The organism is Streptomyces sp. NPDC041940, from assembly GCF_055589465.1.
The window spans coordinates 206,924-232,876 of the sequence record NZ_JBVJBP010000006.1 but is presented as its reverse complement, the minus strand read 5'-3'; the positions used below and the strand labels follow the sequence as shown (position 1 = coordinate 232,876).

Annotated in this window: 25 protein-coding genes; 15 read left to right on the top strand and 10 right to left on the bottom strand. The window is 71.0% G+C overall.

Going from position 1 to position 25,953, the window contains the following annotated elements; all coding sequences use genetic code 11:
* Positions 1-65 precede the first annotated feature (65 nt).
* On the bottom strand, positions 66-1,274 hold the full coding sequence (locus ACZ6I3_RS13625) for a glycosyltransferase (protein ID WP_469414389.1): 1,209 nt from the start codon (positions 1,272-1,274) through the stop codon (positions 66-68).
* Positions 1,275-1,319: 45 nt separating this feature from the next.
* Positions 1,320-2,642 carry a UDP-glucose dehydrogenase family protein gene (locus ACZ6I3_RS13620; RefSeq protein ID WP_469414387.1) on the bottom strand — a complete coding sequence of 441 codons (1,323 nt, stop codon included), beginning with the start codon at positions 2,640-2,642 and terminating at the stop codon, positions 1,320-1,322.
* Between the two features lie 278 nt (positions 2,643-2,920).
* On the opposite strand from ACZ6I3_RS13620, the gene ACZ6I3_RS13615 reads away from it, so the two are divergent.
* On the top strand, positions 2,921-3,601 hold the full coding sequence (locus tag ACZ6I3_RS13615) for a TetR/AcrR family transcriptional regulator (protein ID WP_469414386.1): 681 nt from the start codon (positions 2,921-2,923) through the stop codon (positions 3,599-3,601).
* A gap of 11 nt (positions 3,602-3,612) precedes the next feature.
* On the opposite strand, the gene ACZ6I3_RS13610 is transcribed toward ACZ6I3_RS13615, so the two are convergent.
* The gene (locus tag ACZ6I3_RS13610) at positions 3,613-4,320 is read right to left on the bottom strand and encodes a B3/B4 domain-containing protein (protein ID WP_469414384.1); all 708 of its coding nucleotides are present in this window, start codon (positions 4,318-4,320) and stop codon (positions 3,613-3,615) included.
* Between the two features lie 44 nt (positions 4,321-4,364).
* Between ACZ6I3_RS13610 and ACZ6I3_RS13605 the strand changes: the two genes are divergently transcribed.
* Positions 4,365-4,940, top strand: a complete 576-nt coding sequence (locus ACZ6I3_RS13605) for a helix-turn-helix domain-containing protein (RefSeq protein WP_469414564.1) — start codon at positions 4,365-4,367, stop codon at positions 4,938-4,940.
* 9 nt (positions 4,941-4,949) lie between these two features.
* On the opposite strand, the gene ACZ6I3_RS13600 is transcribed toward ACZ6I3_RS13605, so the two are convergent.
* The gene (locus ACZ6I3_RS13600; protein ID WP_469414383.1) at positions 4,950-5,654 is read right to left on the bottom strand and encodes a FadR/GntR family transcriptional regulator; all 705 of its coding nucleotides are present in this window, start codon (positions 5,652-5,654) and stop codon (positions 4,950-4,952) included.
* Positions 5,655-5,854: 200 nt separating this feature from the next.
* On the opposite strand from ACZ6I3_RS13600, the gene ACZ6I3_RS13595 reads away from it, so the two are divergent.
* On the top strand, positions 5,855-8,089 hold the full coding sequence (locus ACZ6I3_RS13595; RefSeq protein ID WP_469414381.1) for an alpha-L-fucosidase: 2,235 nt from the start codon (positions 5,855-5,857) through the stop codon (positions 8,087-8,089).
* 144 nt (positions 8,090-8,233) lie between these two features.
* On the opposite strand, the gene ACZ6I3_RS13590 is transcribed toward ACZ6I3_RS13595, so the two are convergent.
* Positions 8,234-9,358, bottom strand: a complete 1,125-nt coding sequence (locus ACZ6I3_RS13590) for a sensor histidine kinase (protein WP_469414379.1) — start codon at positions 9,356-9,358, stop codon at positions 8,234-8,236.
* Positions 9,355-10,026 (bottom strand): response regulator, encoded by a 672-nt coding sequence (locus tag ACZ6I3_RS13585; RefSeq protein WP_469414378.1) that lies wholly within the window; start codon positions 10,024-10,026, stop codon positions 9,355-9,357. The genes ACZ6I3_RS13590 and ACZ6I3_RS13585 overlap by 4 nt, the downstream gene beginning before the upstream one ends.
* Positions 10,027-10,235: 209 nt before the next feature.
* On the opposite strand from ACZ6I3_RS13585, the gene ACZ6I3_RS13580 reads away from it, so the two are divergent.
* Positions 10,236-11,462, top strand: a complete 1,227-nt coding sequence (locus ACZ6I3_RS13580; protein ID WP_469414376.1) for a DUF418 domain-containing protein — start codon at positions 10,236-10,238, stop codon at positions 11,460-11,462.
* A gap of 29 nt (positions 11,463-11,491) precedes the next feature.
* Here ACZ6I3_RS13580 and ACZ6I3_RS13575 read toward each other — a convergent pair whose 3' ends face one another.
* Positions 11,492-12,487, bottom strand: a complete 996-nt coding sequence (locus tag ACZ6I3_RS13575; RefSeq protein WP_469414373.1) for a 2-hydroxyacid dehydrogenase — start codon at positions 12,485-12,487, stop codon at positions 11,492-11,494.
* A 91-nt stretch (positions 12,488-12,578) separates the two neighbouring features.
* Complete coding sequence (gene nac, locus ACZ6I3_RS13570; RefSeq protein WP_469414372.1) at positions 12,579-13,511, bottom strand: nitrogen assimilation transcriptional regulator NAC; 933 nt, start codon at positions 13,509-13,511, stop codon at positions 12,579-12,581.
* Between the two features lie 256 nt (positions 13,512-13,767).
* Between nac and ACZ6I3_RS13565 the strand changes: the two genes are divergently transcribed.
* From ACZ6I3_RS13565 to ACZ6I3_RS13535, 7 genes are all read left to right on the top strand, one after another.
* Positions 13,768-14,550, top strand: coding sequence for a LamB/YcsF family protein (locus ACZ6I3_RS13565; protein ID WP_469414371.1), 783 nt, complete (start codon positions 13,768-13,770; stop codon positions 14,548-14,550).
* Between the two features lies 1 nt (position 14,551).
* Positions 14,552-15,265 carry a 5-oxoprolinase subunit B family protein gene (locus tag ACZ6I3_RS13560; RefSeq protein WP_469414369.1) on the top strand — a complete coding sequence of 238 codons (714 nt, stop codon included), beginning with the start codon at positions 14,552-14,554 and terminating at the stop codon, positions 15,263-15,265.
* Entirely contained in the window at positions 15,258-16,244 is a 987-nt protein-coding gene (locus tag ACZ6I3_RS13555) for a 5-oxoprolinase subunit C family protein (protein ID WP_469414367.1), read from the top strand. Before ACZ6I3_RS13560 ends, ACZ6I3_RS13555 begins: the two co-directional genes overlap by 8 nt.
* Positions 16,245-16,348: 104 nt before the next feature.
* A complete protein-coding gene (locus ACZ6I3_RS13550; RefSeq protein WP_382829603.1) occupies positions 16,349-17,659 on the top strand; it encodes an MFS transporter in 1,311 nt (436 codons plus the stop codon).
* A gap of 34 nt (positions 17,660-17,693) precedes the next feature.
* The gene (locus ACZ6I3_RS13545) at positions 17,694-18,437 is read left to right on the top strand and encodes an SDR family oxidoreductase (protein WP_399022832.1); all 744 of its coding nucleotides are present in this window, start codon (positions 17,694-17,696) and stop codon (positions 18,435-18,437) included.
* A 4-nt stretch (positions 18,438-18,441) separates the two neighbouring features.
* Positions 18,442-19,668, top strand: a complete 1,227-nt coding sequence (locus ACZ6I3_RS13540; protein ID WP_469414365.1) for an aspartate transaminase — start codon at positions 18,442-18,444, stop codon at positions 19,666-19,668.
* A gap of 9 nt (positions 19,669-19,677) precedes the next feature.
* Positions 19,678-20,352 carry a 4-carboxy-4-hydroxy-2-oxoadipate aldolase/oxaloacetate decarboxylase gene (locus ACZ6I3_RS13535; protein ID WP_469414363.1) on the top strand — a complete coding sequence of 225 codons (675 nt, stop codon included), beginning with the start codon at positions 19,678-19,680 and terminating at the stop codon, positions 20,350-20,352.
* An 18-nt stretch (positions 20,353-20,370) separates the two neighbouring features.
* Here ACZ6I3_RS13535 and ACZ6I3_RS13530 read toward each other — a convergent pair whose 3' ends face one another.
* On the bottom strand, positions 20,371-20,820 hold the full coding sequence (locus tag ACZ6I3_RS13530) for an ATP-binding protein (protein ID WP_469414362.1): 450 nt from the start codon (positions 20,818-20,820) through the stop codon (positions 20,371-20,373).
* 173 nt (positions 20,821-20,993) lie between these two features.
* Here ACZ6I3_RS13530 and ACZ6I3_RS13525 point away from each other — a divergent pair, with 173 nt between their 5' ends.
* The 4 genes from ACZ6I3_RS13525 (at position 20,994) to ACZ6I3_RS13510 (ending at position 24,223) form a co-directional block, all read left to right on the top strand.
* On the top strand, positions 20,994-21,359 hold the full coding sequence (locus tag ACZ6I3_RS13525; RefSeq protein ID WP_469414360.1) for an STAS domain-containing protein: 366 nt from the start codon (positions 20,994-20,996) through the stop codon (positions 21,357-21,359).
* Entirely contained in the window at positions 21,356-22,234 is an 879-nt protein-coding gene (locus ACZ6I3_RS13520) for an alpha/beta fold hydrolase (RefSeq protein ID WP_469414358.1), read from the top strand. The genes ACZ6I3_RS13525 and ACZ6I3_RS13520 overlap by 4 nt, the downstream gene beginning before the upstream one ends.
* A gap of 111 nt (positions 22,235-22,345) precedes the next feature.
* Positions 22,346-22,936: a hypothetical protein gene (locus tag ACZ6I3_RS13515; protein WP_469414357.1), complete on the top strand. Its 591-nt coding sequence runs from the start codon at positions 22,346-22,348 to the stop codon at positions 22,934-22,936.
* 102 nt (positions 22,937-23,038) lie between these two features.
* Positions 23,039-24,223 carry a Rieske 2Fe-2S domain-containing protein gene (locus tag ACZ6I3_RS13510; RefSeq protein ID WP_469414355.1) on the top strand — a complete coding sequence of 395 codons (1,185 nt, stop codon included), beginning with the start codon at positions 23,039-23,041 and terminating at the stop codon, positions 24,221-24,223.
* Positions 24,224-24,334: 111 nt separating this feature from the next.
* Here the strand turns inward: ACZ6I3_RS13510 and proP are convergent, their stop codons facing one another.
* Positions 24,335-25,831: a glycine betaine/L-proline transporter ProP gene (gene proP / locus ACZ6I3_RS13505; protein WP_469414354.1), complete on the bottom strand. Its 1,497-nt coding sequence runs from the start codon at positions 25,829-25,831 to the stop codon at positions 24,335-24,337.
* Positions 25,832-25,953 lie beyond the last annotated feature (122 nt).

Here is a 25,953-nt window from a genome sequence, read left to right as displayed (position 1 = left end):
GGTGCAACTCGCGGGCACGGGCCGCCCCGGGATTCCGGAGCGGCCCGTGCCGGGCGGGCCGGGGGCTAGACGGCGATCTTCGCCAGGTCACCGACCGCCTGATCGACCTCCGGCAGCGTCAGCATCGCCAGCTGGGCCGACCGGGCCCGCGCCCGGGGCCCGGGGTCGGCGAGGAGCGCTCGGCATGCGTCTGCGATACCGGCCGCGGAGCGGTCCGTGAGGTGACGGCCGAGCCCCAGCTCCGCCACCCGGTCCGCGTTGGCGGGCTGGTCGCCGAAGTGCGGCAGCACCGCCAGGGGCGTGCCGGTGCGCATGGCCTCGCGGATGCTGTTGAAGCCACCGTGGGTGACGAACAGGTCGACCGACTCCAGCAGCAGCGGCTGCGGCACCCGCTCGGCGACATGGACGTGCCCGGGGAGCCCCTCGGTGTCCACCGGAACCCCGGACGTCGACACGACCACCGTGCAGTCGTCCAGTTCGGCCGCCGCACCCACGATCGCGTCCAGGCTCTCGGCGGGGTCCGGCAACTTCACGGGCAGGGGCGTGTCCCGGCCCGCCAGGCGTTCCCGCACCACCGGCAGGGCGGTGCCGATCGCGGCGTACACCAGCGGCCGGTCCGTGGGCAGCCGGGCGAGCCACTCCGGCAGCACGCCGCCGCGCTCGACGTCCACCGTCTGCCGGTAGGCCCACGCTTCGTGCAGATGCCGGGCGAAGGAGAAGGCGGGCGGCACGTAGTCGACGCGGCCGTGCGGAACGAGCGACAGCGGGTCGTCCCGCACGGGCAGCCCCAGCTCCTCGCGCCGCTCGTTGAGTCGCGGCAGCACCTCGGCGGGGTCCAGGATGTTGCTGAACCCGGAAGGCGTCGGCAACTGCGGTACACCCAGCAGCTCGCCGGTCAGCACCGCACCCATGTCCATGCCGTCCCGCAGGATCACATCCGGCCGGAAGTCCTTGGCGAGGGGGAGCAGGATGTCCAGGTGCGGCTTGACTCCCGGCCCGGCCAGGTGCCGCATCAGCAGCCGGGTCAGCGCGGCCGTCGGCTCCGTGAGGTCGGCGCTCTCCTGGAGATCGGCGAGGTAGGGACCCATCGCGGCGAGCGGATCGAAATCGGGCAGAGCGGCGTTCACATGAACATCGTCGTCACGGAAGACGGGGGCGAGGGCTTCGGTGGTGACCACCAGCACCTGATGCCCGGCCTTGGAGAGGGCGCGCAGCAGCGGCAGTTGAGCACGTCCGTGGGAGGGACTGCCGAGCGTGGTGCACAGAACCCGCATGGAGGAGCCTTTCTCTCGGTGTTTCTTCCAGGGAGGGAGGAGGTGTCACGCCACCCGTGTCGGCGCCTCGGCGCGCCCGATGCCCTGCCGGCTCAGTCCGGCCCGCGCGAGGCGGTCCGCGTCCAGCAGGTTGCGGAAGTCGTGGACCTCGTGGCCGGCCATGCGCGTGGCGATCGCCGCCCAGTCGAGGTCACGCAGCTCCGGCCACTCGGTGAGGACGAGGCAGGCCGCCGCTCCCTCAGCCGCCCGCACCGGGTCGTCGGCGAGTTCGACCAGGTCGCTCAGGTCGGGCCGCTCCTCGCGCAACGCCGGGTCGTACGCCGTGAGTTCGGCGCCCCGCTCGCGCAGCAGTCGGGCGACGGAGAGCGCGGGGGAGTCGCGCAGGTCGGAGGTGCCGGCCTTGAAGGTCAGGCCGTACAGGGCGAGCCGTACGCCGTGCAGCGAGCCGTCCTCGGCGCGCCCGCACGCGGCGGCGACCCGGTCGACGAGTTGCCGCTGGTGGGCGACATTGGTCTCGATGGTGGCGCGCAGCAGTGGGAAGTCGACCCCGGCCAGATCGCACACGGTGAGCAGGGCGTGGGTGTCCTTGGGCAGACAGGAACCGCCCCAGCCGGGCCCGGGCCGCAGGAACGCCGAGCCGATGCGCGGGTCCCGGCCTATGCCCTCGGTGACATCGTTGATGTCGGCGCCGAAGCGTTCGCAGACGGTGGCGAGGTTGTTGGCGAAGGACAGCTTCATCGCGAGGAAGAAGTTCGCCGCGTACTTGGTCAGTTCGGCGCTGGCGGCGTCGGTGAGCACCAGCGGCGCGTCCAGTTCGGAGTACAGCTCGGCCACGCGCCGGCCGGCGTCCCGGTCGGCGGAGCCGATGACGATCCGGTCGGGGTGCAGGAAGTCCTGGACGGCGCGGCCCTCGCGCAGGAACTCCGGGTTGCTCACCACGGCCACGTCGTCCCGGCCGAGCAGCGCGGCCACGCGCTCACACGTACCGACGGGCACCGTCGACTTGTTGACGACGACACAGCCGGGCGGCAGTACGTCGCGGATCTGCGCGGCCACGGCCTCCACGGCGGCGAGATCGGCCGCGCCGCCCGCCCCCATGGGCGTGGGCAGGCACAGGAACACCACGTCCGCCTCGGCGACGGCGGCCGTGGTGTCGCCCGTGAAGTCGAGCCGGTCCGCGTCCTGGGCCTCCCGGACGGTCTCGGGCAGACCGGGCTCCAGGATGTCCACCCGGGCCTCGCGCAGTCGCCCGACCTTGTGCGGGTCGGCGTCCGCGCACACCACAGTGTGTCCGAGAGAGGCCAGGCAGGCGCCGGTTGTCAGTCCGACGTAGCCGGTTCCGATGACGGCGACGCGTCGAGCAGGCACAGAGAATCACCTTTTCCGGTCGGTGGAGGTGCCCGCGTGCGACGGCTTTCGGGACGTGCGCCGTCGCGTCCTGCGGGCAGGTCTGAAGGGCCGACTCCGTCGTACGGCCCGGGCACAGCGAGGACTCAAGTCACCGATCGTTGACCTGAGTCAGGTATGTCATGCGGCGAGAACAGAGGTCAACGATTGATGACATCGGTCGGTGACTTTGAGACAGCCGCCGCAGACTGGAACATGGGCGGATGGCCGAGGGGCCGTGGACCACGGAGGTGCGGTACGTGACCGGAGCAGACAAGGGCGAGGCGTCGAAGGCGGAGGCCTGCCGGCCCGCCCACAAACGCTCGGCGTCGGGGACGCGTACCGCGCTGCGGGCCGCCGCGGCCTTCCGCTTCGGCAAGTACGGCTACGAGGGCACCAGCGTGCGCGACATCGCGGGCGACGTCGGTGTGGACGCGGCTCTCGTCTACCGCTACTTCGGCTCGAAAGAAGCGCTGTTCAACGACGTGTCGGGTACGGGCAAGATATTCGAGCCGCTGCTGGAGGAGCCCGTCGACGCGATACCCGACTGGTTCTGCGCGCTGCTCACGGGTCCGCCGAGGGAGGGCGGCTTCCCGCACCCGGTGATGTCCGTGCTGCGCTCTTCCGGCCGGGACGAGGCGGTGGCGCGGCTGCGGGCGGACTTCACCCAGGTGTTCTCCCAGCGCCTGGCCGCCCGGATCGGGGGCCCCGACGCGGATCTGCGGGCGGAACTCCTGGCGGCCTGGATGCTCGGCACCAGCCTGATGCGGGCGGAGATCCGCCCACCCGCCCTGACCTCGGCACCGGACGCCACGCTGGAGCGCTACCTTCGCGCGGGCATCGAGGTCCTGCTGGGCCCGGCACCGGGGGACGGTGAGGGGGCGACCGGAGCCGGGGACGAAGGGCACTGCATCGGCGACAACCGCCCCGAAGCGAACTGAGGCATGAAACCTCAGACGGTGACCCGGGGCCGGGCCGGGGTGAGGTAGGCCCCGGCGGTCCGTGTGGCGTGCGGGGCGAGCAGGTCGAGCAGTTGATCGGCCGCGAGCTTGAGGAGATTGCCGTCGCGCTCGGCGTGAAGGGTTTCCAGGATGAAGGCGACGCGGGTGGAGTCCTCGGTGACGCGGGTGCGGTGGGCGTCGCGGTGGTTCCAGTGCCGTGTCAGGACCCCGTTGGCGTCCGCGTAGATGATCTCGCCGGGCTTGGGGTGTTCGACGGTGCCGGGTTCGCCGAGCGGGGTGAAGGACTCGGTGCCGTCCGCGTGGCGGATGCCGATGTCGCCGGTGACCTGATCGAGGTCGAAGGCGCCGGCGGGCAGCCCCCGGTGGACCGAGACGGCGTTGTAGGAGTCGACGGCCGGATTGATGCGCGGCAGCGTTCCCTTCTTGGCGAAGCGACGGCCGAGTGCGTCGACGCTGGGGCGGCTGCGGCGGGGGTTGGTGCCGAAGGAGCGGTAGGCGGTGTGCCAGGCCTCGATGCGGGGGTCGGTCTCGTCGGCCGGGTGCCAGCTGCCGGCGGCGACCTGCTGCTCCAGTTCCTCCAGGGCCGCACTGGTCCGGGGCCACGGCTCGTGGCCACGGAGGCCGGTGGCGGTGACCAGGGCGATGAGGGTGCCGGGGAAGGCCTCCGCGACGGCGGGGGAGAGGTGGAAGGAGGTCATGGGCGGGGTTTCCTTTTCCAGCGGAGCGATCACAGCAGCACGTCCTGGCCGAGACAGCCGCGGCCCTGCGGACGGTCGCGCACAACGTCCGCGCGGCGCGCACCCGGGCCGGCCTGTCCCTGGAGGAGCTAGGCCGCCGGGCCCAGGTGAGCAAGGGGGCCCTGGTCGCCCTGGAGAAAGCCCAGGGCAACCCCAATCTGGCGACCCTGGTCCGGCTTGCCGACACCCTCGGCATCTCGGTGTCCGCCCTGATGCAGGGGTCGCCCGGAGGCCGTGTCGTCCGTGTCGTGGCCGCAGACGCCGTGGCGCCCCTGTGGACCGGCGAGCGGGGCAGTGAGGCCCGGCTCATGCTGACGACCTCGGGCCCGGCCCCGGTGGAGGTCTGGCGCTGGCGCCTGGAGCCGGACGAGGGATACCCCAGCCATCCCCACCAGGCGGGAGTCGTGGAAACCGTCAGCGTCACATCGGGCCGTATGACCCTGATCGTCGACGGCACGGAACACACCCTGGAAGCCGGGCAGACCGCCACGTTCGACGGCGACGCCTCGCACACCTACCGCGGCTCCGGCAGCGAACCCTGCGACCTGATCATGACGGTCCACCTGCCGCCCGCACCCTGAACCGCCGCCTCAACTCGACAGCGCCGCGCCCGAGCCCAGGTGTTCCCGCAGCCACTGCTCCGTGTTGCTCACATGAAGCAGTGCCGCCGCCTGGCTGAGGGCCGCGTCACGGGCGGTCAGGGCCCTGAAGATCGCTTCGTGCTCGGCGAGGGTCCGGCCCGCGGCCCGGGTGTCGACCAGGCCGCGCCAGACGCGGGCGCGCAGGGTGCGGCCGGAGATGCCCTCCAGCAGGGCGAGGAGGCTCTCGTTGCCCGTGGCCGAGACGACGGCGCGATGGAAGGCGGCGTCATGGGCGTTGAGCTGTTCGACATCGTCACGGGCCTCGCGCATGGCATCCAAGTGCCGCTCCACCTCGGCAAGTTGGGCGTCGGAGATCCGGGTGGCGGCCAGCGCCGTGGCGACCGGTTCGAGAAGCCGCCGTACCTCCATGAGGTCCTGGAGCGCGGCCGAGTCGCCCTGCAGCAGTTCCACCGCACCGCCGAGCCCTCCGAGGAGCAGGCTCGGCTGCAGGCTGGTCACATAGGTGCCGTCGCCCCGCCGGACCTCCAGCACGCGAGCGACGGCCAGTGCCTTGACGGCTTCGCGCGCCAGATTGCGGGACAGGCCCAACTGGGCGGCCAGGTCGGCCTCCGGAGGGAGCTTCGAGCCGGGAGGCAGGGCACCGGTCCTGATCAGCTCGCGAAGCTGCTCGATGGCCTTGTCCGTGAGTGACATCGCGAACTCCTCGCCGGCTGGACAGTGCCGGGAAACATACCATGTCTGGCCGATGAGAAAGGCATGGTAAATGAGGAAATGCCAGGTCTGGCACAGAGTCATTCACCGCTTCTCATTCCGTCGCACCCGTTGACATCCCATGATTCAGGGTCGATCTTCGTGCGTAACGTCTCCTGCCCCCTCATACCAGGGATGTCTCCATGCCGAGGTCTTCGATCAACAGACGCCAGTTCCTGGCCGGCGCCACCTGCGTGGCCGCGGCGGCCGGCGCCGCGAGTGTGCTCGGTGCCGGCAGCGCGCAGGCGGCGCCCCGGAGGTACACGCCCGACTGGGATTCGGTGGACCGGCACCCGCCGGCCCCGGAGTGGTTCCAGGACGCCAAGTTCGGCGTCTACTTCCACTGGGGCGCCTTCAGCGTTCCGGCTTATGACAGCGAGTGGTACCCGCGCAACATGTACGCGGGCGGCAGCAACGCCAACAAGCACCACATCGCGACCTACGGCAGCCCGTCGGCGTGGCCGTTCCACAACTTCATCGACGGCGCGCGGGATCTGGCGGGCAACACCGTGCAGTTCGCGCCCAAGCTGAAGTCGGCGGGAGGAAACTTCGACCCCGACGAGTGGGCGCAGCTGTTCGTCGACGCGGGCGCCCGGTTCGCCGGCCCCGTGGCGGAGCACCATGACGGCTTCTCCATGTGGGACAGCCAGGTCAACGAGTGGAACTCGGTGGACAAGGGCCCGCGGCTCGACCTGCTGCGGATCTTCACCACGGCCATCCGCGCCAAGGGCCTCAAGCTGCTGGTCGCGATGCACCACGCCTACAACTACACCGGCTACTACGAGCACGCCCCCGCCCAGATGGACCCCAGCCTCAAGAAGCTCTACGGGCAGTTGAGCGCGACGGAGGAGAACCGGCTCTGGTTCGACAAGCTCAAGGAGGTCATCGACCGGTGCGAACCCGACATCCTCTGGCAGGACTTCAACCTGGACGCCGTCGACGAGACGCAGCGGCTGAACTTCCTGGCGTACTACTACAACCAGGCCACCGGCTGGGGCCGTGAGGTCGTCGCCACGTACAAGGACGGCATGAACGGCAAGGGCGAGGTCTTCGACTACGAGCGCGGCGGCCCGGCCGACCTCACCGCCCCGTACTGGCTCACCGACGACAGCATCTCCAGCAACAGCTGGTGCCACACGCAGAACATCGGCTACTACAGCACCCAGCAGATGCTGCACTCCTTCATCGACCGGGTCAGCAAGAACGGCAACATGCTGCTGAACATCGCGCCGCAGGCCGACGGCACCATTCCCCAGGTCCAGAAGGACATCCTGCTGGGCATCGGAGACCATCTGAAGCGCTTCGGCGAGTCGGTGTACGCGACCCGCGCGTGGACCGCGTACGGCGAGGGACCCACGAAGATGGGCGGCGGCTCCTTCACCCGGCCCACGGCCGGCACGGCACAGGACATCCGCTTCACGCGCAACAAGGCGAACACCGTCCTGTACGCCACCGTGCTCGGCTGGCCCGGCAGCTCACTGACCGTCAAGACGCTGAGCTCGGACCGGATCGACCTCTCGTCGCTGACCTCGGTGAAGCTGCTCGGCTCCACCGCCGGCACCTGCACCGGCCTGCCGAGGCCGACACAGAACGCCTCCGGGCTGACGGTCACGCTGCCGTCATCGGCGCCGTACAGCGCCGATGCCTACGTCCTGAAGTTCGCGTTCTCCGGCCGGATCCCCGGCCTGCGCCCGCTGACCGGTGCCGTCGGCTTCAGGGACGTGAACCACTCCGGCGCCGCCGCCGTGCTCCCCCTCGGCGACTACACCGCGGACGAACTGGCCGCGGCCGGGCTGGGCACACGCGCTCTCTCCTCCCTGCGACTGGCCCCCGGCTACCAGGTCACCGGCTGGTCCGGCGACGAATTCACCGGCACCTCCTGGACGTTCACCGCCGACCACGCCGACCTCCGGGGTACGGGCGCCAACGACCGGGTCAGCTCGCTCAAGGTCCGGTTCAGTCCCTCGACGTACTTCCGCGTCACCAACGTCACCGACGGACTGGCCCTCGACAGCGGCGGCGACGTCGACTCCGGGGCCGACCTGAAGCAGTGGACCTGGGACGGCAGCCACAATCTGCAGTGGCAGGCGGTGGAGGTCGGAGGCGGCTACTACAAGCTGGTCAACCGCGCCAACGGCATGGTCGCCGACGGCTGGGGTGCCACCACCGATGGTTCCGCCGCCCGGCAGGCTGCCTGGAACGGCGGGAACAACCAGCAGTGGACGATCACCCACCGGGGCGACGGCCGCTACTCGATCGCCAACCGGACCACCGGACTGGTCCTCGACGGCGGCGGCGACGTGCCCTCGGGCTCCGTCACCAAGCAGTGGACGTACGACAGCAGCACCAACCTGCTGTGGACGTTCACGGCCCTCTGACGAACAGGTCCGCTGCCCGCGCCGTCAGCGACGCGGACCAGGACGACTGCGAGTCTGCGCCCGTGGATCGGGACAACGAGTCGATCGCGGGCCCTGGACGCGCAACGGGCACGACACCGCCCGGGCCGGCCGTGAACCTCGTTGTCATCCTGCCGGGTCCGGAATCCGCAGGCTCACCTCGTAGCCCCCGCCGGCGGTGGGGCCCGACGCGAAGGCGCCGCCGAGGAGTTCGGCGCGCTCCTTGAGCCCGACGAGGCCCTGACCGGACCCGGGCAGCGGGAGGGCGGGGCGGGTGGGAGGCGTGTTCGTGACGGTCACACCGAAGGCCTCGCCGTCGTCGGCACACCAGAGCCGCACGGTCGCGGTGGCTCCGGGGGCGTGCTTGCGCACATTCGTGAGGGCTTCCTGCACGGTGCGGTACACGGCGCGCTGGGCGGGCGTGCCGACGTCGGGCGGGAGCGCGCCGACCAGTTCGGTGTCGATGCCGCTGGTCGCGAGGAGCGTGCGCAGGTCGGCGAGGGTGGGCTGCGGGGTGAGTTCGGTGGCGTGCCCGCCCGAGGCCCTGAGCAGGGTGACCATGTGCCGCAGTTCGTCGAGGGTGTCGACGCTGAGGGAGCGGATGGTGCGGGCGCCCTCCTTGAAGTCCGGGTCCGTGGCGGCGACCTGGAGGGCACCGGCCTGTACGGCGATCAGACTGACCTGGTGGGAGACGACGTCGTGCATCTCGCGGGCGAGCTGGGCGCGCTCGCGGGCGAGTACGGCCTGGGAGTGCAGCAGCCGTTCGTGCTCGCGTGCCTCCTCGATCTCGACGAGCCTACGGGCCAGGTCCCGGCGCGCCTGGACGAGTTGGCCCAGCAGGACGGGTGCGGCGGCCGTGGCGAGCGTGTAGAAGAAGTAGACGAGGGTCCAGGTGCGGTCGCGCGAGGCGAAGTCGTCCAGGGGCCAGGGCGCGGCTGACGCCAGCGCGAACAGCACGGCGCACACGACGAGAAGCCGACGGTCCCGAGACCGTTCCGCCAGCGTGAACAGGGCGGCGAACGGGGCGAAGACGATGTCCAGCATCAGACTGGCCGGAAGCGTGCACGCGAACACCGCGAGCGGGAAGCGGCGGCGGAACACGAGCGCGGCACAGCCCGCGGCGGCCACCGCCGTCGTGAGGCGGGACTCCCCGTCCAGGTTGAACCAGACGTCCCCGGCCGCGATCGCGACGATGACGACGTCGAGGACCGGTTCGGGGACGCGCGCCCACCACGCACGGCGAGCCGTCATCGCCCGGACCCCGAACGCCGTCGCCCGTCGAGCAGACCCGCCCGCTGTGCGAGCAGCGCGGCCTGCACCCGGCTGCCGACCCGCAGCTTGGTGAGGATCGCGCTGACGTGATCCTTCACCGTGCCCGCGCTGAGATGGACGCGGGCACCGATCTCCGTGTTGGACAGGCCCTCCGCGACCAGGACGAGCACCTCGCGCTCACGCTCGGTGAGCCGTCCCACGCGCGCCGCCTCGGCATCGCCGGCCGCCGCGGCCCCGGGATGGCTCTGCCACACGGCACGGGACGCCTTCGGCGACATCACGACCCCGCCCGCGGCCAGGGTCCTTACCAGCTGGGCGAGTTGATCGGGCTCGGTGTCCTTGAGCAGGAACCCGGCCGCTCCGGAGCGCAGCGCGGTGAGGACGTACTCGTCCGCGTCGAACGTCGTCAGCATCGCCACCACCGGCGGCTTCGGCAGGGCCCGCACCTCCCGCAGCACGGTCAGGCCGTCGACGTCCGGCATCCGGATGTCCAGCAGCACGACGTCCGGCCGCTCCCGCCGTACGCTGTCGACGGCCTCCGCGCCCGCCGTGGTCGCGACGACCTCGATGTCGTCCGCCGCGCCCAGGATCAGCTTGAAGCCGGACCGCACCAGCGCCTCGTCGTCCACCACCACTACCCGGATCACGCGTGCTCCGCCTCGTCGTCCCCGTGCGCACGCCTCCGGCCGCACGTCGGTGCCGACCGGCACCGGTCCCACCGTAGAACGTGGAATCCCGTGTGCGGTGGTGCGGCGGGACGCTCCCGCCACTCGGGGGGTCCGGACCCGCCGTCCGGCGGGCCGGACCGGACAGGTGCGGGATGGTCCCGGCTCAGGCGGGTCCAGAGCCTGGAATCATGACCCAGAACGCAGACGACACGGCACTCGCGGCACCGCCCGCCGCCCGGCCGGAAACCGCCGCGCGTGGACACGCCCCGGTGGGACGCCTGATCGGAGTGGACCTCGCCCGGGGGCTCGCGGTCTTCGGGATGTACGCGGCCCATGTCGGCCCCGATCCCGCCGAGGGCGGAGCGACCGGCTTCCTCATGGAGCTGGCGCACGGCCGGGCCTCCGCGCTCTTCGCCTTCCTCGCCGGCTTCTCGATCATGCTGATCACGGGCCGCCGCACCCCGAAGACGGGCCGGGCGGGTCGTCAGGCGGTCGCCAAGGTCGTGATCCGGGCGCTGGTGCTGCTGGCCCTGGGCACCGCGCTCACGCTCACCGATACGCCGGTCGAGGTGATCCTCGCCTTCTACGGCCTGTACTTCCTGCTGGTCCTGCCGCTCTACCGGCTGAGCGCCCGCCCGCTGGCGATCATCGCCGCGTCCGGCGCGCTGGTCCTTCCCCAGGTGCTGTACGTCGTCCAGGGCGCCCTGAACTCCGGCGAGGAAGGAGGCCCCGGGGGCATCTGGGCCTGGCCCGCGGATGCCGATGGCATCGTCTCGCTGCTGTTCACCGGCAGTTACCCCGCGCTGACCTGGATCCCCTTCGTCGTCGTCGGCATGGCCGTGGCCCGCCTGGACCTGGCCGCCACCGCCGTCCGCATACGCCTGGCCCTCACCGGTGTCTCCCTGGCCGTGCTCGGTTACGGCGGCTCCTGGCTGGCCCTGCACCTGGTGCCCGGAGCCCTGCCCGCGATCAACGCCTCCGCCTGGGGCGAGGGCGGTTCGGCCGCGTCCGCCTGGTGGTCCGACACCTGGGGCTACCCCGGCGGCGACACCCCGGCCGCCCTCCTCGTGGCCTCCCCGCACAGCGAGACCACCCTCTCGATCATCGCCAACGCCGGTGTGGCGATCGCGGTCCTCGCCGGCTGTCTCGCGGCCGTCGACGCCTTCCCGCGCTTCCACCGGCTGGTCCAACCGGTGATCGCGGTCGGCACGATGTCCCTGACCGCGTACGTCTTCCACGTCGTCGGCATGCGCTTCCTCGGCATCGAGGAACTCCCCGGCTCACCGCCGCACGTGCTGCTCGGCTTCATCGCCGCCGTGACCCTGCTGGCGGCAGTGTGGTCCCGGTACTTCCGGCGAGGCCCTCTGGAGTGGCTGCTCGGCAAGGCGGCCAAGCCGGCCGAACTGGTCCGGTGAGCCGTCGGAGATCGAGTGGGAGAGGCCGGTCAGGGCTGCCGGACGACGTCGCCGGGCACCGCTGGGCTGCCCGGCAGCGGCGTCCGGGCGGGGCGTCCGGCCAGGACGTCCAGGATGTTGTCGACCGCCAGGTCGACCATGGCGGCCCGGGTGGCCTCGGTGGCCGAGCCGATGTGGGGCAGTGTGACCACGTTCGGCTCGGCGACCAGCGGTGACAACTGCGCTCCCATCGGCTCGCGTTCGAAGACGTCGAGTCCGGCGGAGTGCAGCCGCCCATCCCGGACGGCGTGCAGCAGGGCCTCCTCGTCTACGACACCGCCGCGGGAGGTGCTGACCAGCGTGGCCGTGGGCTTCATCGCGGCCAGTTCGCGGGCGGAGACGAGGTGTCGCGTCTCCTCGGTGAGCGGGACGTGCAGCGACACGACGTCGGAGTCGGCGAGCAGCGTGGCCAGATCGACCGAGGTGGAGAGGTCGTCGTCGGGCGCGTAGGGGTCATGGTGGAGCACGCGCATGCCGAACCCGTGGGCGCGGCGGGCCACCGCGCGGCCGATCTGGCCGTAGCCGACCAGGCCGAGGGTGGCGCCGTGGATGTCCAGACCGAGGTAGTCGTGCATCCGGAACAGCCCCCAGGACCCCGACGCCATACTCGCCCCGGCGGCGCCGATCCGCCGGCGGGCGGCGAGGATCAGGGCGAAGGTGAGGTCGGCGGTGGTCTCCGCGAGCACACGCGGGGTGTGGGTGACGACGATGCCGCGCTCGGCGGCGGAGGCCCGGTCGACGTTGTCGAAGCCCATGCTCGCCAGCGCGATGACCCGCAGAGAGGGGCCGGCGGCGTCCATCAGCGCGCCGTCCACCGGGTCGTTGCCCAGGGCGAGGATTCCGCTGACTCCGGGTGCGAGCGCCGCGAGGTCCGAGGGCCCGGGCTTGCCGTCACCGGGCCAGGCCACCCTTTCCGCAGCCTCGGACAAGCGGTCCAGGCCGTTGCCGGGCAGGTTTTCACGGGTGGTGAGCACACGCTTCTGCATTCATGTCTCCAGGGCAGCGATTTTCGCAGAAAACTAGCCGCGACTGCCGCCGGAAACAAATAGAGGTTTTGTGTGACGCTATTGCGGTTTCTTATTCTTCGTGCGGTGATTCTTCGTGCGGTGTCTCGTCGAAGTCCGTGATGAGTTCCAGGAACAGGTCGTGCACCGCCAGGGCGGGTTCCGACAGGGGCTGGTTGTCCGAGGTGACCAGGGACAGCTTCACCTGGATCACGGGATGCACGATGCGGCGTACCGACAGGGAGCGGACGTCGAGGATGGCGCGCGCGGCCGACCAGGGCAGGACGGTGGCGCCGAGGCCCGCGTCGACGGCGTTGACGAGGGTCAGCGCGGACTCGACCTCACCCGCCACGTTCGGCAGGAGCGAGGCCTGCTGGAAGGCGGCGTCCACCACCTGCCGGATCGTGTGGATGCGGCTGGGCAGCAGCAGGGGCACGTCCTTGAGCTCGTCCAGATCCACCTCGCCCGCTCCGTGCGGGGCCGTGCCGCCGGGCGCGCCGATCAGGAACAGGTCCTCCGTCCGCAACGGCTCGAACTGCACACCCCGCAGCGGGCCGGCCCCGTAGATGAACGCCATGTCCATCCGCCCGGTCATGATGGCCTCGCTGATCACACCGCCGAAGTTCTCGTTGATGTGCAGCAGGATGTCCGGATAGCGCTCGCGCACGCTCTTCAGCAGCGGCAGCGCCAGCGCCGCGCCCAGACTGTACGGCGCGAGACCCACGGACACGCTGCCGGCGGGGGCCCGGCCGGAGACCTCCACGGCGGCGTGCGCGAGGTCCACCTGCCTCAGGATCAGCTGGGCGTGCCGGTACAGCGCCCGGCCCGCCTCGGTCGGGGCCACCCCGCGTTTGCTGCGGATCAGCAGCTGCTGCCCGAACTGCGCCTCCAGCGCGGACAGCTGCTGGCTGAGCGCGGGCTGGGCGATGTGCAGGATGTCGGCCGCGCGCGTGATGCTCCCCGCGTCAATGATCTTGATGAACGAGTACAGACGCCTGGTGTCCATGCGGGGCCTTCCACGGGGAGCGGAGCCTCATCGTAGGGAGGGGGCACCCGGAAGCACAGCCCCGAGAGGGCCCGGCGTGTGAGGCAGGTCATAACCGTTCGCGATAACGCCAGATCGAACGCATATTGGCGGTCGAGCGAGCAGGGGATTAAGTTGAGCGGAACATCCAGCCAGGATGCATTTCGGGAAATCGGCGAGACGTGATCGCATTCCCCTTCCTCGCATTGTCCTTCCCCATATTCTCCCGGAGGACTTCATGACCCCCAAGGTTGATCTCGTCGCCGATCTGGGCGAGGGATTCGGCGCCTATACAATGGGCGACGACGAAGCCCTCCTGGAAATGCTGACGTCCGCGAATGTCGCCTGCGGATTCCACGCCGGCGATCCGCGCATCATGGACGCCACCGTCCGGACCTGCGTCGAGAACCGGGTGGCCGTGGGCGCCCACCCGAGCTTTCCCGACCTGGTCGGCTTCGGCCGCCGCGCCATGGACCTCACGCCCGAGGAGGTCCGCACCGACGTGCTGTACCAGATCGGCGCCCTCCAGGCGTTCGCCGTCGCGCACGGCACCCGGGTGCGGCATGTCGCCCCGCACGGACGCCTGGGCAACCTGGTCGCCGTACGCGCCGACTACGCCCGTGCCGTCGTGGACGCCGTCGCCTCCCTGGACGAGTCGCTGATCGTCCTCGCGCAGGACGGCGAGCTCGCCGACGCCGCCCGGGCCCGCGGACTGCGCGTGGGCATCGTCGGCATCGCCGACCGCGCCTACCGCGACGACGGGACCCTCGTCCCCCGCTCGGAGCCCGGAGCGGTCGTCCACGACCCGGACGAGGTGGCCCGGCGGACCCTGCGCATGGTCACCGAGGGAGTCATCCGCAGCGCCGACGGCAAGGACATCCCGGTCGCCTGCGACACCGTCCTGCTGCACGGCGACAGCCCCGGCGCGATCGCGCTGGCCGGCCGCATCCGCGCGGAACTCCTCGCCGCCGGTGTCGAGATCGCCTCGCTCGACAAGGTGCTGAGCGGGACGGGCGCCTGACATGAACGGGAACATCACGATCACGGACTGCGGTGACTCCGCCCTGACCGCCAGGGCCGTGGGCCTGGACGCCGAAGACGCCTGGCGGCTCGTCCACGCCCTGGCCGACGCCCTGGACGCGGTCCGGCTCCCCGGAGTCCACGACGTGGTGCCCACCTACGACGCCCTGCTCGTGGAGTTCGACTGCACCGGCACCGACCACGACACCGTCCGGCGGATCGTGGCGCACGAGGCCGCCCGCCTCGGACCGGACCCCGCGCCGGCATCACCGCCCCGACGCTTCGTCGTGCCCGTCGTCTACGGCGGCGAGCACGGGCCCGACCTGCCCGAGGTCGCCCGCCGACTCGACCTGACCGAGAGCGAGGTCGTCGCCCTCCACACCGGTAGCGACCTCACCGTGCGCTGCCTCGGAGCACCCGCCGGCGCACCCATGACGGACGGCCCGCCCTTCCCGAAACCGGTGCCGCGGCTGGCGTCACCCCGCACCCACGTCGACCCCGGCGCGGTGGCCGTCGCCGGACGGCAGGCGGTCATCTGCCCGATGCCCTCGCCCGGCGGCTGGCCGCTCCTCGGACGCACGCCCGTGCGCGTCCTCGACCCGCACAGCGACCCCATCACCGCCTACCGGCCCGGCGACACCTTCCGCTTCGTCCCCATCACCCCCGACGAGTGGGACGACCACGCCGGCACCCCCCTGGCGGCCTGTCATGGCTGACACCCTCACGATCCGCACCCCGGGCATCGCCACCGTGCAGGACCTCGGCCGGGTCGGCCGCTCCCGCTACGGTCTGCCCGCCGGCGGAGCCGCCGACCAGCACTCGGCGCGCGTCGCCAACGTCCTGTGCGGCAACGACGACCGCGCCCCGCTGCTGGAGATCACGGCGTTCGACTTCGCGTGCGTGCCCTCCGCCGACATCCTCGTCGCCGTGACCGGCGCCCCCGCCGACGTGACCGTCGAGGGTGGCGTCCGCCCCCAGTGGGAACCGGTCTCCGTGTGCGCGGGCGAGACCCTTCGCGTCACCGGCATCCGCCGGGGGCTGCGCGTCTACCTGGCCGTGCTCGGCTCGTTCGAGGCCGACTACCTTCAGGGCAGCTGCGCCCCCGACACCATTCTGGGCTTCGGCCCCGCCCTGAGCGGCGGCGACGAACTCGTGCTGCGCGCGGCCTGCCCGCCCCTCGACCACCCCTTCTCACGGATCCCGCTGTTCCGCCTGAACGCCCCCGTCCCCGCGTTCCCCGCCACCTGGACCATCGACGTCACCGACGGCCCCGACCGGGCCGAGTTCGGAGACACCGGAAGCCGGCTGTTCGAGGCTCCCTTCACCGTCAGTCCGCGCAGCAACCACATCGGCCTGCGACTGCGGGGCGACGTACCCCGCCGCGTCACCCAGGGCGAGATCCTCTCCCGCGGCGTCCCGATCGGCGCCGTCGAGGTGCCGGCGGGGGACGAACTCCTCGTGCTGCACCGCGGCCGGGGCGTCACGGCCGGCTACCCCGTCCTCGCCGTCGTCACCGCCACCGGCCTGTCCGCCCTCGGGCAGGTACGCCCCGGGCAGAGCATCCGCTTCCGCCACCGCACCCTCGACCAGGCGGTCACCGCCCACCGCGCCCAGCGGGGCGCCGTCGACGCCCTGCGCACCCGCGTCCGCACCGCCTTCGAGGCCCTGCGGATCCGCGCTCCCGACACGGCCTGACGCCCAGCCACCTCCCCAGCCGTTCCCCCCGTCCCCCTCGCCCGCCCGCACGGAGCCCCACGCCCCTCGTCTCGTCCCCAGACCGCCGCAAGACAGGAGACGCCATGACCACCATGGCCGCTCAGCCAGTCCCCAACACCGTCGACCCCAGAACAGCCCGGAAGGTCACCCTCGCGGGATGCGTCGGCATCTTCGCCGAGCTCTACGACAACGGCATCTTCGGCTTCATGGCCGGCACGCTCGCCGCCGTCTTCTTCCCCGGCTCCGACGACGCCATCATGCTCGTCTTCCTCGGGTACGCCGTCTCCTTCTTCTTCCGCCCCCTCGGCGGCATCATCTGCGGACACCTCGGCGACCGCATGGGGCGCCAGCGGATGCTGGTCTTCGTCATCATGCTGATCAGCGTCGCCACCGCGGCCATCGGCATCCTGCCCACCTACGCGAGCATCGGCATCGCGGCCCCGGCCCTGCTGATCCTGCTGCGCGTCGCCCAGGGCTTCTCCGTCGGCGGCGAGGCGTCGGGCGCGATGAGCTTCCTCGCCGAGCACGCCCCGGAGGGCAAGCGCGGCCTCTACACCAGCTACGCGCAGATCGCCTCCTTCCTCTCCCTGCTCACCGGCACGCTGGTCGCCGCCGCCATGACCAGCGGACTCGGCGACGAGCGCATGGAGTCCTGGGGCTGGCGCATCCCGTTCCTGCTCGCCGTCCCGCTCGGCATCACCGGCATCTACATCCGCAAGCGCATCAGCGACACGCCCAACTTCAACCGCCTGAAGGAACAGGGCGGCCTGTCCAAGAACCCCCTGAAGGAAGCGTTCACCTCCGCCGAGCACCGCCGCGCCATGCTGCTGGCCCTGTTCATCCCCCTGATGAACGGCTCCGGGTACTACGTCCTGTTCAGCTACATGCCCACCTTCATGAGCAGCGAGCTCGACTTCGGCAAGGTCCAGGGGCTGCTCGTCACCGCCTCCAGCCTGGTCGCGATCTGTATCGCCATCCCCTACATGGGGCGTCTCTCCGACCGGATCGGACGGAAGAAGGTCATCGCCGGCTCGGCGATCGCCATGGCCGTCGTCGGTATCCCCTGTTACCTGCTGATCGGCACCGGCAACCTCGCCCTCGCCGTCGTCGGCGCCTGTGTCATGGCCGTCGTGTTCGCCGGGCACACCGGCGTCATCCACATCCTGCTCGTCGAACTGTTCCCCACCCGGGTGCGCTACTCCGCCTACGGCCTGGGCTACAACGTCTCCTCCGCGCTCTTCGGCGGCACGGCCCCGCTGCTGATGACCTACCTCATCGCCCAGACGGGCAACGTCAACATGCCGGCCTTCTACGCCGTCGTCACCGCCCTCGGCACCCTCATCGCCGTGTCCCGGGTGAAGGACCGCGCTCACCTGCCCCTGCGCGACGCCTGATCCCCCTTCCCCTCACTTCTAGGAGCACAGCAGCATGCCCATCTCCGACTACAGGACGGCCCTCGTCACCGGAGCGTCGACCGGCATCGGAGCCGTGGTCGTCGAGCGACTCGCCAAGCACGGCCTCGAGGTCCACGCCGTGGCGCGCAACGCCGAACGGCTCGACGCCCTGGCCCGCGACACCGGTTGCATCCCGCACGCCGTCGACATCACCGACACCGAGGCGCTCACCGCCGAGCTGGACGGTCTGGACATCGACATCCTCGTCAACAACGCCGGCGTCTCGCGCACCGGCAACATCCTGACCGCCGACGAGTTCGCCGTCGACGAGCAGGTCGCCGTCAACATCCAGGCCGTTCTGCACCTGGTGCGCCTGCTCATGCCCGGCATGGTCGAGCGCGACCTCGGCCACATCGTCAACATCAGCTCCATCGCCGGCGTCTACAACTTCGGCGGCAACACGATCTACCACGCCACCAAGGCCGCCGTGCACACCCTCTCCCGCCAGCTGCGGGTCGACGGCTACGGCCGCCGGGTCCGGGTCACCGAGATCTGCCCGGGCCGCGTGGAGACGGAGATCTTCGGCCGTCTGCTCGGCGACATGGAGGAGGCGCAACGGCGGTTCTACGACGGCTACGAGTCCCTCAAGCCCGAGGACATCGCCGACTCCATCGAGTTCGCCGTCGACTCGCCCCGGCACGTCAACATCGGCCACATCGAGATCCTGCCCACCTTCCAGGTCCCCGGCGGCCTCAACTTCGAGCGCAGGGAGGGCTGATCCCATGGACACGGCAGAGCGGGTACGCCGTATCAAGCCCTCGCCCAGCACGGCCGCCGCCCAACGCGTGCGCGAGCTGAAGAGCCAGGGCCACACCATCCTCGACCTGACCGTGGGCGAGCCCGACTTCGACACCCCCGACCACGTCAAGGCCGCCGCGATCGAGGCCATCGAGGCGGGCGAGACCAAGTACACCCCCGTGAACGGCACACCGGCCCTGCGCGCCGCGATCACGGGCAAGCTCCGCGAGCGCCACGGACTGGAGTGCGCCGACGCGCGGATCGCGGTCGGCGGCGGAGCCAAGCAGGTCATCTTCCTCGCCCTGATGGCCACCCTGGACGAAGGGGACGAGGTCATCGTCCCCGCCCCGTACTGGGTGTCCTATCCGGACATGGTCCGCGCCAACGACGGCACCCCGGTCGTCGTGGACTGTCCCGAGGCGGACGGCTTCAAGCTCACTCCGGAGCGGCTCGGGGCGGCGATCACCGCGCGCACCCGCTGGGTCGTCCTCAACACCCCCGGCAACCCGACCGGCTCCGCCTACACCCCCGCCGAACTGCGGGCGCTCGCCCAGGTGCTGCTGGACCATCCGCAGGTGCGCGTCCTCACCGACGAGATCTACGACGAGATCTGGTACCGCGAGGAGGACGCCCCGTCCCTGGCCGCCGTAGAACCCCGTCTGGCCGAGCGGGTGTTCCTCACCAACGGCGTCTCCAAGACGTACGCCATGACCGGCTGGCGCATCGGCTACGGCGTGGGCCCGGCGGACCTGGTCACCGCGATCAACACGCTGCAGTCCCAGACCTCCTCCTGCCCCTCCTCCGTGAGCCAGGCCGCCGCCGCTGCCGCGCTCACCGGACCGCAGGACTTCGTACGCGAGACCGTGCGCGTCTACCGCGCACGCCGCGACGCCACCGTGAAGCTCGTCAACGACATTCCCGGTCTCAGCTGCACCGTCCCCGACGGCGGCTTCTACCTCCTCGTCAACTGCCAAGGCGCGATCGGGAAGTTCACCCCGTCGGGAAGCCGGATCGAGAGCGACGAGGACTTCGCCCGCCACCTCCTCGACAGCGGGCAGGTGGCGGTCATCCACGGAGCCGCGTACGGCGCGCCCGGCTATTTCCGCATCTCCTTCGCCACGTCGACGGACGTGCTCACCGAGGCCTGCGCGCGCATCGCGACGGCGTGCGCCGACCTGTCCGCCGCCCCCTCGACCGTTCCCTCCGTCTGAAAGGCCGCCATGATCCGCGTCAGCACGAAGTTCGATCGGCCGGACGCAGCTCTGGTCGAACAACTGCGGGCCTTCTCCTCGGCCACCGTCCACGAGGCGCAGGGCCGGCTCGGCGCGCTGGACTCGGTCATCAAGCCCGTCGACCACCGCATGTCCCTCTGCGGCCCCGCCTTCACGGTCCAGTGCGCACCCCGCGACAACCTGATGCTGCAGACCGCCATCGCCTACGCCCGCCCGGGGGACGTCATCGTCGTCTCCGCCGGAGCCTACGAGGAGGCCGGCTCCTTCGGGGACGTCCTCGCCAACGCCTGCCAGTCCAAGGGGCTCGGCGGCCTGATCACCGACACGGGCGTGCGGGACACCGAGGACCTGCGCGCCCTGGGATTCCCCGTCTTCTCCCGCAGCATCTCCATCAAGGGCACGGTCAAGGAGACCGTCGGGCCGATGTGCGAGCCCGTCACCGTCGGCGGCGTGCTCGTCCGCCCCGGTGACGTGATGCGGGCCGACGCCGACGGCGTGGTCGTCGTCCGCCGCGAGGACGCGGCCGAGGTGGCCGCCGCCTCACAGGAACGGGTCGACACCGAGGCGGACTACATCGCCGCGTACCGCGCGGGCAGGACCGTCATCGACATCTGCGGGCTCGAGCCGCTGCTCGCGGCGAAGGGCCTGGTGATCGAGGAGTAGCGGCGAGAGGCATGCCGGTCAGGGCCTCGTGTCGGCCAGGGAGATGCGGGCGGTGATGCGCTTGCCGACCGGCTGCCGCTCGATGTCGAGGTCCTGGGCGACGGCCTTGACGATCTCCAGGCCGTGCTGGCCGACGCGGTCCGGGTCGGCGGCCCGGGCCGCGGGCACGGCGGGGTCGCTGTCCCACACGACAACCTCCACCGCGGTGCCCGCGACGCGCAGTTCCATGAGGACGGGACCGGGCGCGTACTTACGGGAGTTGGTGACCAGCTCACTGACGACCAACTGGGTCAGGTCCATGGCCCGCGGGGAGACGTCCAGGCCGTGCTCCTCCCGGAGCCGGGTGAGGAAGTCGGCCGCGTGGTGACGGGCCTGGGCGATGCAGCCGTCGTCCCCGCCCAGGGCGTAGCCCACCTGCGCCGGGCGGGCGCCTGGCTCCGTACGGTCCCCGTCGGGTTGCGGCTCCAACAGCATCGTCCTTCTACTCCCCGTTCACGCGCGTGCGTGTACCCCCCACTTTGTCATGCATGCCACGGGCGTGTTGTTCGGCACAGTCGATCGGATGCGTCCGGCCGGGAGAGTGCGGCACAATCGTCGGCACAGACGTTGCACGGGGCAGCCCAGGCGCAGTTGAGGAGACGGTGACCGACAACCAGGGGACGAGCCGGCCGGACCGGCTGTCCATCGAGCACTCCACCGCCGACGGCATCCGCGTCGTGACCTTGCGCGGCGAGATCGACCACGGAGTCAAGGACGCACTGCAGCAAGCCCTGTTGCCCCAGGACGGGGATGCCGGGGCGCCTCGGATCGTGGCGGATCTCAGCGGCGTGACCTTCATCGACTCCAGCGGCATCAACGTCTTCATCCACACCCATCAACGTGCCGACGCCGCACAGGGATGGCTGCGCCTGGCCGGGATCCGGGGATCGGTGATGCGGGTGGTCCAGCTCGTCGGCCTGGACGCCGTCGTCGCCTGCCACCCCACGGTCGAGGAGGCTCTGACGTGAGCGGACCGGGGCGGCCGACCTTCGTGCTGGTGCACGGAGCCTTCGCGAACTCCTTCTCCTTCGCACCGCTCCAGGCCGAACTCGGCCTCCTCGGACACCGCTCGGTCGCCGTCGACCTGCCCGGTCACGGATTCGGGGCGACCTACACCCACGCCTATCAGGCGCCGCAGGATCTCGAAGGGCTCGCCGGCACGCCCGGCTCGATCAAGGGTGTGACGCTCGCCGACAACGCCGCGCACCTGATCGGGATCCTGGAACGGGCCAAGCGCCACGGCCCCGTGATCCTCGTCGCCCACAGCCGCGGCGGCATCACGGCCACGGCGGCGGCCAACGCACGGCCGGACCTGATCGACCGCATCGTCTACGTCGCGGCCTGGTGCCCGGTCGATCTCGACGTCGGCGGCTACTACGCCGAGCCCGAGATGGCCACGGTCGACGTCGCCGCGCTGGGTGCGGCGATGGCCGGTGACCCCGCCGAACTCGGCCTGCTCCGCGTCAACTTCCGCACCGCCGACCCGGACGCCCTCGCGGCGTTCAAGGCGGCCTTCCTCGCCGACGGCACCGACGAGGAGTTCCTGACCTTCCTGAACACCTTCCAGCCCGACGAGAACCTGGACGCCGGCGCCTCGAAGGACCGGGCCCAGGCCGCGACCTGGGGCCGTGTCCCGAAGACCTTCGTCCGCCTGGCCGACGACGCGAGCATGCCTCTCGCCCTTCAGGACCGGCTGATCCGCGAGGGCGACCGGCTGACGCCGGACAACCCGTACGACGTCCGCACCCTCGGGGGCAGCCACCTGAAGTGGCTGGTCGACCCGGCGCCGGCGGCGAGCGTCCTGGGTGAACTCGCCGCGCCCCTCGACGCCACGCCGTCATGAGTACGCGTACTCAGTAGGGCCCGCGAAACCACCCATCCGGCCGACCGGCCGAGATGAGAGGCTCGCCGCATGTCCGCCTCAACGCCCTTTCGCCGAACCCCTGTTGCCGCTGTGGGGCTTGTCCTCGTCGCGATCCTGACCGTCACCGCCTGCGGTGATCTGCACGCCTCGGACACGACGGCCGGGGCCGCTCCCAGCAGGTCCAGTACTGCCGGGCCCTCGCCCAGTACCACCGGAGCCTCGCCCAGTGCCGTCGGAGCCTCGCCGTACGTGGAGCCCGGGGCCGGTGACGGGGCCCCGCACTACAACGAGAACAACGGCCACCGCCGTCCGGGAGAGATGTCCCCGGCCCACGCGAAGGATGCCGAGCGGGAGGCCGATCGCATCAGGCCGGTGCTCGAACGGCTGTGGAAGCGGCGGACGTGGGACCCCGCGACGGTGCGTGCGGCCCTGCTCCGGCTCGGCTACGAGGAGGAGCGCGTCACAGCGGACGGCAAGCGGCTCGGCGGGACGCTCACCGTCGCCAAGATGTCCTCGCGCTGGAAGGACGACGGTTATGTGACGCCCGAGGGGGCGCAAGTGGCCCTGCGCGTTCACGACGACGCCTGCGTGATGGCGTTCGTACAGAAGACGAACTTCTCGGCGGTCGCCAATGGCCCGTACCCGGAGAGCGGCTGCTTCTCGCCGCCCTTCGCCCACTGAACGCGGAACTCACCCGTCCGCACGCGCTGGGCAAGGCGTCGCCGGGAGGCCCCCTTCAGGATGGAGGAGCCCGGGACAGCCGTGCGCGTGCGAGGGAGAGGTATGACCGAGACCGACAGGGCGAGGATCTTCCCCGCCGAGGACGGAAGCCGGTCCTCGCCGCAGCCCGATCCGGGTACCGGCACGGCCGATCTCCGGCGCGTCGGCGCGCACCCCGATTTCTGGTACCCGGTCGCGCTGTCCCGGAGCGTCCGGAACAAGCGGGTGGTCGCGACCGCCTTCGCGGGTGAGCGGATCGCGCTGTACCGCGGGGAGAGCGGCACCGTGCACGCGCTGGAGGACCGGTGCGCGCACCGGCAGGTGCCGCTCAGCATGGGCGTCGTGGAGGGCGACACCCTCCGCTGCTGCTATCACGCCTGGGCCTATCGCGGTGACGGCCGCATCTCGCAGATCCCGTACCTGTCCCGCGACGACGGCCGGCCGCCGCGCGGCGTGCGCGGCTACCCCGTCCGCGAGGCCTACGGCTTGGTGTTCGTGTTCCCGGGCGACCCGGACAAGGCGGCCGGCACCGCCCTGCCCGATCTGCCGGCCTTCGGCTCACCGCGGTACAGGACCATGACGTACTCCCGGACCGTGCGCTGCCACTACTCGTTCATGCACGAGAACCTGCTCGACATGAACCACCAGTTCCTCCACCGGGGCGTGGTCGGCAAGCTCCACCCAGAACTGCTGGAACACCGGACCGACGCGCGGTCGGTGGAGGCCCGCTATCTGTTCACCCACGCCGGGGGGAAGCGGAACCGCGGCGCCAGTCTGCTGGCAGCGGAGGGCATCAGGGGCAGCGACTCCAGCGACGTCATGACCATCCGCACCGCGTACCCGTACCAGACACTCGACCTGGTCCCCGAGAACGCCGAGCGTCCGGCGTTCCGCCTCTGGGCCGCCTATGTGCCCGAGGACGCCGAGCAGCGCGTCTGCCACACCTACGGTCTGCTGATGATCGAGAAGCCCCGGGTCCCGGGCGCGCTACAGCTGGCCTGGCCGTTCATCAGGCGCTTCACCGAACGGGTCTTCGCCGAGGACCGGATGGCCGTCGAAGCCGAGCAGCGGGCCTGGGACGAGCAGGGCGAGGACCGCAACCACGAGGTGTTCTCCCTGATCCTGGACGTCCGCGAGGTGCTGCGTTCCAACGGCGTCCCCCTCCGGCCCCGGGCCGCCGTGTGCGGCACCGCCCAGGCGTGCGACGGCCGGGCGTCGGCGTCCGGCGGCACCCGGGCCCCGAGGTAGCCGCCGGGCGGTTCCTCGCCCCGCACATGCGCACCGCGTTCCCGGCCTGCCGGGACCCAACCGCGAAGGGCCCCGCCCGCACCCTGCGGACGGGGCCCTTCGCGTCGGTCCTCAGAACTTCGGCTGGGGCGACTGTGCCTCGACGAGTTCCTTAGCCTCCGCCTCCGTCTCCACGGACGGCGGCGAGCCCGCCAGTGGCTTGTTGGCGGTCTCCCGCATGCACAGGACGGCGATGACGCCGATGACGGCAGCGCCCGTGGCGTAGTACGCCGGCACGAGGGTCGAGTCGAAGGCGCTGATCAGAGCCGTGATCACCAGAGGTGTCGTGCCGCCGAAGAGCGAGGTGGCCAGGTTGTAGGCGACCGAGAGGGAGCCGTAGCGGACGTGGGTCGGGAAGATCGCCGGGAGCGCCGCCGACATCGTGCCGAGCATCATCACCAGGGACAGCCCCATCATCAGCAGTCCCAGGGCGATGAGGAGGACACTGCCCTGCCGGATGAGCAGGAACGACGGCACGGAGAGGAACAGGAAGCCCAGCATCCCCGTCATCAGCAGCGGCTTGCGCCCGAAGCGGTCGGACAGCCGTCCGACGTAGTTGATGACGCACATCTGCAGGACCATCACGAGGAGCAGGATCAGCAGCCCGTGATTGGTGCCGTAACCCAGCTCGTCGGACAGGTACGTCGGCATGTACGACAGCAGCATGTAGTCGTTGATGTTGTACGCCGCGACGAGCGCCAGGCACAGCAGCAGCGGCCGCCAGTACCGGGTGAAGATCTTGCCGAGGTCACCGGTGGCCGAGGTCTCCACGGAATCGGCGGCCTCGCTCGCCTTGACCTGGCCGCCCTCCAGCTTCTGGAAGGCGGGCGTCTCGTCCAGCTTCAGCCGCAGATAGAGACCGATGAACCCGAGCGGCGCCGCGACCAGGAAGGGGATGCGCCAGCCCCACGCCAGCATCTCGTCCGCGCTGAGCACGGTGTTGAGGACGACGACGAGGCCGGAGGCCCCGACATAGCCGCCGAGCGTGCCCAGCTCCAGGAAGCTGCCGAAGAAGCCGCGCCGCTTGTCGGGCGCGTACTCCGCGATGAACGTCGAGGCGCCCCCGTACTCACCGCCGGTCGAGAAGCCCTGCACCAGCCGGAAGAAGATCAGCAGGGCCGGAGCCCACATGCCGATGACGTCGTGCGAGGGGACGAGGCCGATGGCGAAGGTCCCCACCGCCATCATGATCATGGTGAGGGAGAGGATGCGCTTGCGGCCGACCTTGTCACCCAGCGGTCCGAAGACCATGCCGCCGAGCGGACGCACCAGGAAGGCCACCGCGAACGTCGCGAAGGAGCTGAGCAGCTGGGCCGTGTCGTTCCCGGACGGGAAGAAGACCTTGCCGATGGTCACGGCCAGATAGCTGTAGATGCCGAAGTCGTACCACTCCATCGCGTTGCCGAGAGCGGCGGCCTTCGTGGCGCGTTTGACCGCAGCGTCGTCCGTCACCGTGATGTCGCTGCGGCGCAGCTTCGGGTGGCGGCGCTTCTCGATCGCCCGGAACAGCATCCGGTGTCGTCTCACAGCCGCGGGATCCACCGACTCGTCATTGTCGGTCGCCGCCATTACGTCGTTCCTTTCGCCGGTGGTTTTCCCAAGCACCACGCCTGCACAGTTCTCGCGCGCTCAAACGTCCTCCGCGTCACAGATGATCTTCCCCGCGTCCGGCAGCTTCCGCTTGCGGGCCG